Genomic DNA, 12,450 nt, shown 5'->3' with positions numbered 1-12,450 from the left:
TTCTCTAAGAAATAAAAGCAAGTGAGCTGTTTTTGCACTGAGTTTTGCTAATTGAATGATTCAAATTTTTCAAAGAGGAGGAAATCAGTTGGAACATAAAATTGAAGAAAAAGATGGTATGAAAATCGAATGGGACGTTCCCATCCAAATGGATGATGGTCTCGTTCTGAGGGCGGACGTTTTCCGGCCAATCAAAGAAGGGCGCTATCCGATCGTTCTTTCATACGGACCTTATGCCAAAGGACTTTCATTTCAGGAGGCGTATTCCCGTCAATGGAACTTGATGGTTTCTGAACACCCCGATGTAGAACGAGGCTCTACCAATAAGTATCAAACTTGGGAAGCGGTGGATCCTGAGAAGTGGGTTCCGGATGACTACGTCTGTGTCCGTGTAGATTCCAGGGGAGCCGGACGCTCTCCCGGCAAACTTGATCCATTTTCAAAACGGGAGACGCAAGATTATTATGAATGCATCGAATGGGCGGCTGTACAGCAATGGAGCAGCGGCAAAGTAGGTTTATCCGGGATTTCTTATTACGCAATGAACCAATGGCAAGTGGCTTCACTTCAACCACCACATTTAGCGGCCATGATTCCGTGGGAGGGATCATCAGACTGGTATCGTGATGCAACGCACCACGGGGGTATCGTATCAACTTTCTGGGAAACGTGGTTGCCACAAATCCTGACGGTACAGCATGGTGTGGGCGAAAATGGCAGCAAAAATCCGAATAATGGCGAGTATGTGGCTGGACCAGAAACGCTTTCACAGGAGGAATTAGCCAATAACCGTGTGGCTTTGGGTGATGAGATTTTGGCGCATCCGCTGGAAAATGACGAATATTATAAAGAACGTACGGCGGATTTCTCCAAAATCACTGTGCCATTCCTTTCAGCAGCCAACTGGGGAGGAATTGGACTTCACTCCCGAGGGAATTTTGAAGCTTATGGAAGAGCCGCTTCGAATCAAAAATGGCTAGAGGTCCATGGTCTGGAACATTGGACACACTTTTATACCGATTACGGCATTGAAATTCAAAAAAGATTTTTTGATCATTTTCTTAAAGGAGAAAATAGTGGATGGGATAAACAGGCGCCGGTTCAGCTGCAAGTGAGAGGAGTCGACAGCTTTACTCAACGCGAAGAACAGGAGTGGCCACTCGCCCGGACAGATTGGAAGAAGTTCTATCTTGATTCAAAAAATAACGGATTCAGCGCTAACCCCGTAACTGAAAATGACTCGGTTCAATACAGCGCAATGGAAGATGAAGTCACATTTTCGAGTGAACCGTTTACTGAAGAGACGGAAGTAACAGGCCCTATGGCTTCTAAATTGTTCATTTCTTCATCGACTGAAGATGCAGATCTGTTTCTGACCGTCCGGGTGTTCGATCCTGAAAACAGTGAGATTGTATTCAGTGGAGCGATGGATCCGCGCACGCCGATTTCACAAGGATGGCTGCGGGCTTCTCACCGAAAATTAGATCCAGTTAAGAGTGAGTTCTACCGTCCGTTCCATACGCATGATGAAATCGAGCCTCTAGCTCCAGGTGACATTTATGAACTCGATATTGAAATATGGCCTTCGTCAATCGTCATTCCAGCGGGCTATCGACTGGCACTGACCATTGGAGGCAAAGATTATAAAAATACTAATGAGGGAGTCCGGTTCCATACGAAATTCATGACCGGCTCCGGAGCATACTGGCACGATGATCCAGTGGATCGACCGGAAAGTCTTTTTGGTAATAAGATTACGCTTTATACTGGCGAGGGCAAAGATTCGTATTTCTTGGTCCCTGTCATCCCAAACAATAACTAAGAACGAACTGATGTAACGGAGATCCAAGTAGTAGTTTTGCTGAAAATATATTTATCTGCATTACTATTACAAAAGACTCCCAAAAGCCGATTGGTGGTGTATTTAAATGGAGGAATCCATTAGTAAGTCGGAAAAAGCTTATCACTCTAATCCAGTAATCAGAATCCTATCGTGGATTGATCGATGGATAATCGAAGTGTTTGAGAAGTTTATTCTCTCTTTTGGATTATTGGCTTTATCTGCAATAGTATTTGGTGTTGTTATAGCAAGGTATTTCCTGGGTTTTTCGCCTGACTGGTCAGATGAATTGCCGCGCTTCATGGTCGTGTGGATTACCTTTATTGGAATGAGTTATTGTGTCCGGCAAGGATCCCATGTCAAAATAGATTTATTTTTAAATAAAATGCATGGAAAAGTTAAAAAATATATCAATGTAACGATTCTCTCAATCTGTTTCTTGTTTTTTGTTTATCTGACCTATCTTGGATATAACTTAACAATGGCAGTTTTTGCTGCCAATCAAATGTCCGTTTCATTGGATATTTCGTTAGGCTATGTTTATATGGCCATTCCGATAGGGTGTTTTTTAACCGCTAAAAACTTTTTGCATTTGCTTATCAAAAATATTCTCTCAAAAGAAGTAATAGCTGATTTAAGTGAGAGGGGGATAAAATAATGGTCGCCAGTCTGTTTCCATTGGCCATATTCTTTCTGCTCCTGGGATTCCCAGTCTTTATGGCTATATTAATACCCAGTTTCGCTGTTTTAATTCAGAATTTTCCAAACATAGCTCCCGATATATTGCTGCAACAAATGGTTGGTGGAGTCAATAATTTCTCCATCCTTGCGATTCCATTCTTCATATTTGCAGCGGATGTAATATCTCAAGGGCAAATTGGCAAAAGGCTGGTGAATCTGGCGAACAACATGGTGGGCCATATAACTGGTGGTTTAGCTATAGCAACGATTATTACTTGTTTATTTTTTGGTGCCATCTCCGGTGCCGGATCAGCGGCAGTCGTTGCAGTGGGAGGTATTGTCTATCCGATTCTGGTTGAAAAAGGATATAAGCCGAATTTTGTAATCGGATTGGTACTGGCTTCGAGCAGCTTGGCAATGCTCATTCCGCCGAGCATCGCAATGATTCTCTACTCCACGGTAGCTCCGGCAGCTTCTGTACGGGATTTGTTCTCCGGCGGATTGATTTTAGGGATCATGGTGGGAGTAGCCTTTATGGTATACAGCTACTTTTATGCGAAAAAGAATAAAATTCAAAAAGAAGAATTTATCGGATTCAAGAATTTGGGGAAAGCATTTGTTGAAGCAGGTTGGGCATTGGGCTTTCCAATCGTTATTCTTTCCGGTATTTACCTCGGCATCACAACCATCACCGAGGCTGCTGCTGTTGCTGTAGCATATGCTATTTTTGTAGAAGTTGTCATTTACAAAGACTTAAAACTGAAAGAATTGGGCAGTGTGGCGACCAAATCAGGTTTAATCATTGCCATGTTACTGGTGCTGATTGCGGCTGGTAAAGCGATATCGTACGTAATGACCATCGGTGGATTACCACAAATGATCAACAGTCTACTGGGAGATTATTCGGTAGTCGTCGTTTTACTGCTGCTGACATTGATCTTCCTGGTTGCCGGCATGTTTATCGACCCCAACTCAGCTGTTATTATTTTGGTGCCATTAGTCGCTCCGGTCGCATTTGGACTGGGTGTTGATCCTGTTCACCTTGGATTGATTATCGTATTCAACCTAACGATTGGGATGATAACCCCGCCATTCGGCTTAAATATATTCATTGCGCAGAGTACATTCAAACTTCCTTATGAGAAAATCTTACCTGGTTTAGTGCCGTTCCTGGCAATATCTATAGGATTATTACTGGTGGTTACTTTTGTTCCCGATTTAATCATGTGGTTTAAAAACTAAAAATGAAAATGGAGGCGAAAAAGATGAGAATTCCAAAATTCCTACTAATGTTGACATTAATCGCTGCTTTGATTCTTGCAGGGTGTGGTGGTGGAGACGACGCTGCCAATGAAACCGCAAGCAGTGGGGGAGATTCTGCTGAAGCCGTAACAATTAAGCTTGCGCATTCATCGGCTCCAGACAGTGCCAGAGATTTAGGCGCCCAGAAGTTTAAAGAAGTTGTGGAAGCTGAAACAGATGGACAAGTGACAGTCGAAATTTATCCGGCATCCCAGCTAGGCAACCCGACTGAAATCGTTCAAGGTGTTCAAATGGGCAATATCGAAATGGCAATTTCTCCAACAGCATTTATGGGCGGATTTGAACCATTGATCACTTTGCTCGATATTCCATTCCTCTTCCCGAATGACAAAGATGCTTTGATGGAATTGCAGGACAGTGAAGCAATGGCCAACTTGCTCAGCAAGACAGATGATATTGGAATTGAAACCCTGGGTATTTGGCACACGGGTTATAAACAATTCACAGGCCCTGTAGCATTAGATGACCCGGCAGCATTTAACGGATTAAAGTTCCGATCCATGCCGTCCCCAGTTTTATTTGAACAATTCAACATTTTAGGTGCTTCTCCGACAGATCTGCCTTTCGCAGACACCTATAATGCTTTGCAGACAGGAACTATCGATGGACAGGAAAATCCATTGGACACGACCTACGACATGAAACTGCACGAAGTTCAGGAAGTTGTGACCATGACCGACCACGGAGTATTGGACCAATTGATCATTATGAACAAAGATTTCTTTGATGGCTTGGATCCGGCTTATCAGGAGGCAATCCAAAAAGGCTTTGATGAAGGCCGCACGGTAACCGTTGATGCAACATATGAAAATATCGAAGAAGTAAAACAAATTATGGAAGATGAAGGCATAGAGTTTGTGGAAATTACACCTGAACAACGTGAAGCCTTTATCGCTGAAACCCAGTCTGTAAGAGACTTCTACATCGCTGAATTTGGCGAAGAAGGGGAAACGCTGCTGACTGATATTGAAGCAGCCATCGAGCAATAAGCAATAGTAAGTAAGCGGACCAATACCGGACTGATCCACGCACGGCATCTTGATGAGGAGGGATGGAATGGCAATAACTATGTTGCTTTACATTTCGTCTATAAGTATTGGAATTTATATAGTTCTGAATCTAAGGGACTTTGGGGTACTGAGTTTATCGCTATACCTGCTCTTCTTTCTCGCCATCTCACTTTTGGCTGTGATGACAGCTGATAAACTTAACTCCAAATCAAAGAGTAGTTTTTACTGTTAGATGTAATGGCTAGTCATTAGTACATCAATTCAATCAAAAGTTTAATGCCAGCTGAATAAGGGAATAAAAGATGACCGAACCTCCGAGAGATTTTTTCTTGGGGTTCGGTTTTTTTTATGCTCACCTGCTGTCTGGCGCTAAAGGGATTAATGATATTCTGTCCATATGAATTTCATCAGGAAGGCAAGCGAATAGTAAAAACAGCTCTGCTACGAAAGTTGATATTATGGTAAGGTGGAAATTACGGAATATTTGAACAACCTAATCAGCTAAAGAGGAGGTTCGTCCAACAAAAAGATGAAGAGCCAAAAACGGGTATTTTCGAATATACCAATCCAGATCAAGATTACAGGGCTGGCCCTATTAATCATCATGCTCATAGTAGGGAGTATTTCTACGCTTGTAATCATTATGGATTATCAGGAAGATATAGAAGCTGCAGAAAATATCGCTTTACAGACAGCAAAGACGCTGTCCTATATGCCGGCGGTTCAAGAAGCGTTCCAGCAAGGTGTACATAGTGAAGAACTGGGGCTCGTAATAGATAGTATCCGGCAGGATGTAGATGCCTCATCGATAATCATACGTGACAGGGAGCAAGTTTTTTTAATGGATTCAGACAGTATTGATGAACCCATGGCATCAGCATTACAAGAAGAGGCTACTGGGATCGCCCAGATGTTTGGCAACAGTTATGTAACGACCGTGGGGAAAGGGAAAGATTCTTTGCTCGTCGGTGTTTCGGGAATTCAGATAGATTACGGTTCTTATTATAAAATGCAGGGCACGGCAATGGTGGTTTATGACAAAGGGCAGATTTTGAGCGGAATCGTGGATGGAGCGAAAAAAATCATCTATATATCGCTTGCAGGCATACTTTTAGGACTTTTGGGCAGCTGGATTCTGGCCAGGGATATACGGAAAGATATGCTGGGTCTTGAACCGAATCAAATCGCCTCCCTTTATCTCGAGCGGACAGCAGTGTTCCGTTCCATCAGGGAAGGGTTGGTCGTTGTCGATGCAAATGAAGAAGTGACGATGGCCAATCCTGCAGCCAAAACTATTTTGGAGATTAAGGAAAAGGTGAAAGGCAAAAAACTGAGAAATGTGATCCAATCGGAAAAGGTTTTTCATACTTTACGGGACCTTCAAAAAGGGGAGACGGTTGAATTTGAATACAATGGGCAGATGCTGATCGCAGATGCACAGCCTGTCTACCAGGAAGAAGAGAGAATTGGCATTATATACAGCATTAAAGACAAAACGGAAATACGCAAAATGGCCAATACTTTGAATGAAGTCAAACAGTATTCGGATGATCTTCGGGCTCAGACACATGAATTCAAAAATAAATTACATGTGCTTTTCGGTTTGCTGCAACTGGGCCGAATCCCGGAAGCACTGGAGTTTCTGAATGAAGAATCACAACAGCAGCAAAACAGCACTGATTTTCTGAACCAGAATATACTGGATGAAAAGGTCCAGGCGATTCTTATCGGAAAAATTGCCCGTGCCTCGGAAACGAAAGTGAATCTGTATATTCACCCTGACAGCTCATTGGAACCCTTGCCTGATTACATTGGTCTGATGCCATTGTTGACGATTCTTGGCAATTTGATCGACAACTCGCTGGAAGCGGTAAGTGGCCGAAATGGAGGTTACGTCTCAGTGTTTACAACCGATTATGGAAATGATGTCATTTTCGAGGTTACTGATAACGGGGACGGCATACCGGACGAACTGGCTCAAACGATTTTTCAGAAAGGCTATTCACAAAAAGGAACTGGCCGTGGGTACGGACTTTATAACGTAGTAAAGGAAATAAGCATTTTAGGCGGAGAAATTGAAGTTGAGAGCAGTTTCGGGGAAGGCACTACGTTCACGGTTTATCTGAAGAAAGAAATTGAAGCAGTGGAAAAGGGGAGCTAAAGTGATTAAAATCATTATTGCTGAAGATGACTACCGGATAGCACAAATCCACGAAGCTTTTATCGAGCGGATTGATGGCCTTGACTTGGTGGGAAAGGCGAAAAACGCGGAAGAAACCATTGAAATGCTGAATATGCATGAAGTAGATCTTATACTGCTGGATATCTATATGCCGGACCGTTTGGGCACAGACTTGCTGCACCAAATCAGGTCGGATTATCCGGGTGTCGATATTATCATGATTACAGCAGCCAAGGAAAAGCCGTTTATTCGAAAAGCGATGGAATATGGTGTATTTCGGTATTTGATAAAGCCTTTGCAGCTTGAAGAATTTACTGAAGCAATCGAAGAATATAAAAAATTTAAGGAAATACTGAATGAGGATGAAGGGGAAATTGAAGCCGGCCATTTGCAAAAACTATTCAGCTATAATCTTAAAGAAGAAAAGAATTTACCGACAGGAATAGATTCAATCACCTTGGGGAAAGTGGTCGAATTGATCGAAATGCGGCCGGAAGGATTAACATCAGAACAGGTGGGCAGTGAAATGGGGGCTTCCCGTACAACTGCCCGCCGGTACCTGGAATATCTCGTCGGGACTGGAAAGGCAAGAGCGGAAAGCGTTTATGGAATTGTAGGACGTCCGGAGCGCAAGTATTTCCACAGTAAATAGTAAAAGAGCCGGCAGCTCGATCTGCCGGCTCTTTTTATTTTGTTATGACATGCCGTGAATTTAATGAACAAAATAGCGACAATAAATTTTAATTTCTATATTTTGAAAACGTTTACATTCTTAATGTTCGAAGTTTATTATTATTTCAGACAACTTATTAGTTTTGTAAAAAACAAAAAGGGAGTGGAAAAAATGAAGAAATTCTTATTCGTAACAGCTGCAGCAGCTTTAGCAATGGTGGGATGTTCTGATTCAGGAGCGTCAGGCGGCGGTGAAGAATTCCCGCAAAAAAACCTGGAAGTGGTAGCGCCTGCATCTCCTGGTGGCGGGTGGGATTTAACTGCCCGTTCTGTCCAAAAACTTTTGCAGGACAATGACCTTGTGGAAGAAAATATTACTGTTTCAAACAAACCTGGCGGCGGCGGTGAAGTTGGCTGGAAGTATCTTCAAGGGCAGGATGCACATACGCTGGCGGTAAATTCAAGTTTAGTGCTGACGAATGAGCTTTTGGGCTCCAGTGAACTGACTTATGAAGATTTTACGCCTTTGGCTACTTTAGCGACGGAATGGCAATCACTGGCGGTTGCGCCGGATTCTGAGTATCAAAGCCTTGAAGATCTGATGAACCAAATGAAAAAAGACCCTTCTTCCATCAATATTGGTGTAGGGCCGGCTCTTGGCAATGATGATCACTTGTCTCTTGTGCAAGCGGCAAAAGAGTTCGGAGTCGATCCGAAAAAATTGAATTTCCTTGTATATGAAGGCGGCGGTGATGTGGTTACAGCTTTATTGGGCGGCCATGTTGATGTAGTCACCACTTCCTTGTCTGAAGTGAAAGAACAGCATTTGGCAGACAAAGTAAACATACTGGCAGTGTCTTCAAGCGAAAGACTGGAAGAGCTGGATGATGTTCCAACGTATAAAGAACAAGGTGTAGACATGGAATTTCCTCACTGGAGAGGTATCATGGGACCACCTGATATGACTGAAGAGGAAATTGCTTTCTGGGATGAGAAACTCGGTGCAATGGTTGAAACGGATCAATGGAATGAAGTCATGGAAAATAATGACTGGTCCGGTTTCTATAAAAACAGCGAAGAAACGCAACAGTTTATGGAAGAACAGCATGAATTGTATACAACATTGGTGGAAGAGTCAGGAATGGCAAAATAAATCGTGTTGTCATCAGGTAAGGAGAGTATAACTCATGAAACTATTTAAAATCGGCATGCCTGTATTTCTGATAGCGCTAAGTATCGTGTGCTTTTTCGCAAGCCTGAATTTGCCAAGAGCAAATTTGGGCAATGCGAACGGCCCGATCTATTTTCCGGTGGGAATCAGCATTTTCCTTTTCATTTTCAGTGTAATTTATTTGGTTCAGGAAATTAAAAGTCTGCACGATATCAATGAAAAAATTTCTGAGCTGTTCAGTGGCAGAACACCGCTGCTGGTTATTGCGACTCTTGTGCTCGGTGCCATCTATGCATTGATATTCGAGTCTGTCGGATTCCTGGTTTCAACAATAATTTTTCTTGGCTTATTGCTTTTCCTGGTAAATGGTCCAAAGAAATGGCTGGTCAATATCTCAGTGACCCTCGTCTTTTCATTTCTGTCTTGGTATGCCTTCAGTGAATTGCTTGGCGTAAGTTTACCGTAGGAGGTTTAAAATAATGGATGCTTTCTTAGAAGGTTTAATGACCTCACTGCAACCCATCAATATAATGTGGATTGTGATCGGCGGATTTTTAGGGACCGTCGTAGGGATGCTGCCGGGTCTTGGTCCAGCTACCGCAGTTGCAGTCCTGATTCCGGTGACATTTGGCATGGATCCCGTCAGTGCGCTGATTTTAATGGCAGCCATTTACTATGGCGCAATGTATGGAGGTTCCAGAAGTTCGATTTTACTGAACACTCCAGGTGACGGTTCAGCCATAGCTGCAACATTCGATGGGTATCCGATGGCCCAAAAAGGATTGGCCGGTCAAGCGATGGCCCTTTCTGCTGTAGCATCGTTTATCGGCGGCATCATGGCGACGGCCGGATTCATCATCCTGGCTAAACCACTGTCTGAATTTGCATTGAAGTTTGGTCCGGCTGAGTATTTTCTATTGATGCTGCTGACACTTTCGGCCATTATCTCCCTCTCCACCGGCCGGATGGTAAAAGGCTTCATTGCCATGTTCATCGGTCTGTTCCTCGCGACAATCGGTGTCGATACGCAAAGCGGTGTTTACCGTTTTACGTTCGGTATCCCGCATTTAAGTGAAGGATTGGAATTTCTGATTGTCATCATCGGAATTTATGCAGTTGGAGAAGTTCTGTACAACTTTATGAATATTGATGATGACCATAAAAAAGAAAAAAAGAAAGTCGGAAAAATTTGGTTCACCAAAGAGCAATGGGATCGTTCAAAATGGCCGATCTTACGGAATGGCCCACTAGGATTTATCATTGGCGTTCTTCCGGGTGCAGGCGGATCAATCGCTTCGATGCTGAGTTACACGACTGAAAAGCAATTATCAAAGCATCCTGAAGAATTTGGCAAAGGCGCACCTGAAGGCCTTGCAGCTCCGGAATCATCCAATAACGCAGCCTCTGTGGGTGCGTTGATCCCGCTACTTACAATGGGAATTCCGGGTTCCGGTACAACAGCTGTTATGCTCGGAGCGTTAATCATGCTCGGCATCCGGCCGGGACCACTGCTTTTTGAAAATCAGCCTGAGATGGTCTGGACGTTAGTCAACAGTATGTTTGTCGGCAATATAGCACTTTTGATCATCAATATATTGCTGGTGGGACTGCTCGTTAAAATCCTGGATACTCCAGCAAAAGTGTTGTACCCAATCATTATCATGCTGGCGTTTATCGGTACATATACGCTTGGCTACAGTACAGTAGACTTTTTCCTGCTGCTTGTTTTCGGTTATTTCGGTTTGGTGCTGAAGATTTTGGATTTCCCGATCGCCCCATTGATACTGGCTGTCATTGTCGGCGGGGACATGGAACAAAACTTCCGTATGGCACTCACTTCTTCGCAAGGAAGTGCTTCGATTTTCTACGGTTCACCTGTAGCTGTCGGCTTGATCGTCTTAACTGCTTTATCACTGTGTTATCCGCTGATCATCAAAGCTTTCAAGAGACGGAAACAGCAAACTGAATAGCACAAATGGAAAGGATGAAAATCTTGGTGACAAAAAATGAACTTCAATCCCATTATGATATTGTAGTCGTCGGTGCAGGAAATGCTGCTTTATGTGCGGCTATCGCCGGCAGCGAGCAAGGCGCAAAAATTCTTGTGTTGGAGCGGGCCCCTAAAGAGAAAAAGGGGGGCAATTCCTTTTTCACAGATGGTGCCATCCGGGCGGCTTACGGTGATTTAGAGAACATCCGCAAAGTCATTCCCTTGTTGAGTGATGAAGAAGCGGCGAATACGGTGATGCCCGAATATGATGCAAAAGAATATTATGATGATTTAATGCGTGTAACAGAAGGCAAAAGTGAACCGTCGCTTGCCAAAACCCTGACGGAAAAATCACTTGAAACGATTCTCTGGATGAAAGATCAAGGGGTAGTATTCGAGTTGAATAAAGGAAATCAATCTTTTGTCGAAAATGGAAAAAGACATTTTTGGGGCGGCTTGCCGTTAAAGACACAAGAAAAAGGTATTGGGTTAATGCGTTCCTTGTTCGAGCGTGCAGAAACATTGGGCATTGAAGTATGTTATGATGCCCGCGCTGTGGAATTATTGATGGATCGCGCAGAAGTTAAAGGAGTAGTTGCAGAAATCGACGGTGAAAAAGTGGACATCCACAGTTCCAGCGTCATTCTTGCGAACGGCAGTTTCGAAGCGGATAAGAGCAAGCGCAGAGAGCATATCGGAGAAGAGTGGCAGGCAGCCATCGTCCGGGGCACTGAATACAATACCGGCGATGGTCTTGATATGGCACTGGCTGCGGGTGCGCAGAAATTTGGACAATGGTCTGGATGCCATTCAATCGGCACCGACTCCAATGCGCCTAAAGTCGGCGATTTCAAAAAGCCTGGTGATATCTACAAAAAGCACTCGTACCCGCTCAGCATCATGCTGAACAAAGACGGACAGCGTTTTGTCGATGAAGGAGCAGATTTCCGCAACTACACATATGCCAAATACGGCAAAGAAATCTTAAAGCAGCCGGACCATGTGGCATACCAATTGTTTGATGCGAAAACGCGGCCATTGCTCCGGGATGAATACAATCTGGAAGAAGCCACTTTCTATGAAGCGGAAACGCTGGAACAGTTGGTCAATCAGCTTCCTGTCGACAAAGATAAATTCCTTGCGACAATCGAAGAATACAACAACGCTGTACAAGATGGTGACTTTAACCCTTCTGTTAAAGACGGCAAACGTACAGAAGGAATCGTGCCGCCAAAAACGAATTGGGCAAATACGATAGCAGAAGGTCCGTTCTATGCTTACCCCGTGACTTGTGGAATTACGTTTTCATTCGGCGGTATCCATACCGATACGGAAGGCCAGGTATTGGATGAAACAGAAAAGCCTATCCGAGGGTTGTATGCAGCTGGCGAAATGGTGGGTGGCATCTTCTATCATAACTATCCGGGAGGTTCCGGTTTGATGTCCGGGGCGGTCTTCGGGAAAATTGCCGGCACTTCTGCAGGCCGGTACAGCAAAAAAATGAGCGACGCTGTAAGCAAATAAGTTCATGGATAACGAAGCCGCCAATGAAAATTGGCGGCTTTGCTGATTAAAGGAGTT

The 12,450-nt window shown here is 43.8% G+C and carries 10 protein-coding genes; all 10 read left to right on the top strand.

The annotated features are described in order from the left end of the window. Positions 1–88: 88 nt before the first annotated feature. The 10 genes from D2910_RS06360 to tcuA all read left to right on the top strand — a co-directional run bounded on the left by D2910_RS06360 (position 89) and on the right by tcuA (position 12,393). Positions 89–1,822, top strand: a complete 1,734-nt coding sequence (locus tag D2910_RS06360) for a CocE/NonD family hydrolase (RefSeq protein WP_205854588.1) — start codon at positions 89–91, stop codon at positions 1,820–1,822. Between the two features lie 106 nt (positions 1,823–1,928). After that, on the top strand, positions 1,929–2,498 hold the full coding sequence (locus tag D2910_RS06355) for a TRAP transporter small permease (protein ID WP_117312793.1): 570 nt from the start codon (positions 1,929–1,931) through the stop codon (positions 2,496–2,498). Further along, the gene (locus D2910_RS06350; protein WP_117312792.1) at positions 2,498–3,763 is read left to right on the top strand and encodes a TRAP transporter large permease; all 1,266 of its coding nucleotides are present in this window, start codon (positions 2,498–2,500) and stop codon (positions 3,761–3,763) included. Before D2910_RS06355 ends, D2910_RS06350 begins: the two co-directional genes overlap by 1 nt. A 23-nt stretch (positions 3,764–3,786) precedes the next feature. Next, entirely contained in the window at positions 3,787–4,833 is a 1,047-nt protein-coding gene (locus D2910_RS06345) for a TRAP transporter substrate-binding protein (protein WP_165850145.1), read from the top strand. Between the two features lie 550 nt (positions 4,834–5,383). Then, positions 5,384–7,015 (top strand): sensor histidine kinase, encoded by a 1,632-nt coding sequence (locus D2910_RS06335; protein ID WP_117312789.1) that lies wholly within the window; start codon positions 5,384–5,386, stop codon positions 7,013–7,015. Between the two features lies 1 nt (position 7,016). Beyond that, positions 7,017–7,688 (top strand): response regulator, encoded by a 672-nt coding sequence (locus D2910_RS06330; RefSeq protein ID WP_117312788.1) that lies wholly within the window; start codon positions 7,017–7,019, stop codon positions 7,686–7,688. A gap of 192 nt (positions 7,689–7,880) precedes the next feature. Next, on the top strand, positions 7,881–8,861 hold the full coding sequence (locus tag D2910_RS06325; protein WP_117312787.1) for a Bug family tripartite tricarboxylate transporter substrate binding protein: 981 nt from the start codon (positions 7,881–7,883) through the stop codon (positions 8,859–8,861). A 34-nt stretch (positions 8,862–8,895) separates the two neighbouring features. Next, positions 8,896–9,345, top strand: a complete 450-nt coding sequence (locus tag D2910_RS06320) for a tripartite tricarboxylate transporter TctB family protein (RefSeq protein ID WP_117312786.1) — start codon at positions 8,896–8,898, stop codon at positions 9,343–9,345. A 13-nt stretch (positions 9,346–9,358) separates the two neighbouring features. Continuing rightward, the gene (locus tag D2910_RS06315; protein WP_117312785.1) at positions 9,359–10,849 is read left to right on the top strand and encodes a tripartite tricarboxylate transporter permease; all 1,491 of its coding nucleotides are present in this window, start codon (positions 9,359–9,361) and stop codon (positions 10,847–10,849) included. A gap of 26 nt (positions 10,850–10,875) precedes the next feature. Further along, the gene (tcuA, locus tag D2910_RS06310; protein ID WP_240633580.1) at positions 10,876–12,393 is read left to right on the top strand and encodes an FAD-dependent tricarballylate dehydrogenase TcuA; all 1,518 of its coding nucleotides are present in this window, start codon (positions 10,876–10,878) and stop codon (positions 12,391–12,393) included. Positions 12,394–12,450: the final 57 nt, after the last annotated feature.

It is taken from the genome of Planomicrobium okeanokoites (assembly GCF_003428875.1).
Lineage (GTDB): Bacteria > Bacillota > Bacilli > Bacillales_A > Planococcaceae > Planococcus > Planococcus okeanokoites.
The sequence above is the reverse complement of the archived record's forward strand: the minus strand, read 5'-3'. Positions and strand labels throughout refer to the sequence as shown.

What these genes read in the sequence shown, in the direction of transcription:
- D2910_RS06345 (WP_165850145.1), top strand. Translation starts at nt 3,787, where the DNA reads ATGAGAATTCCAAAATTCCTACTAATGTTGACATTAATCGCTGCTTTG.
- D2910_RS06350 (WP_117312792.1), top strand. Translation starts at nt 2,498, where the DNA reads ATGGTCGCCAGTCTGTTTCCATTGGCCATATTCTTTCTGCTCCTGGGA.
- D2910_RS06315 (WP_117312785.1), top strand. Translation starts at nt 9,359, where the DNA reads ATGGATGCTTTCTTAGAAGGTTTAATGACCTCACTGCAACCCATCAAT.
- D2910_RS06355 (WP_117312793.1), top strand. Translation starts at nt 1,929, where the DNA reads ATGGAGGAATCCATTAGTAAGTCGGAAAAAGCTTATCACTCTAATCCA.
- D2910_RS06325 (WP_117312787.1), top strand. Translation starts at nt 7,881, where the DNA reads ATGAAGAAATTCTTATTCGTAACAGCTGCAGCAGCTTTAGCAATGGTG.
- D2910_RS06320 (WP_117312786.1), top strand. Translation starts at nt 8,896, where the DNA reads ATGAAACTATTTAAAATCGGCATGCCTGTATTTCTGATAGCGCTAAGT.
- D2910_RS06335 (WP_117312789.1), top strand. Translation starts at nt 5,384, where the DNA reads ATGAAGAGCCAAAAACGGGTATTTTCGAATATACCAATCCAGATCAAG.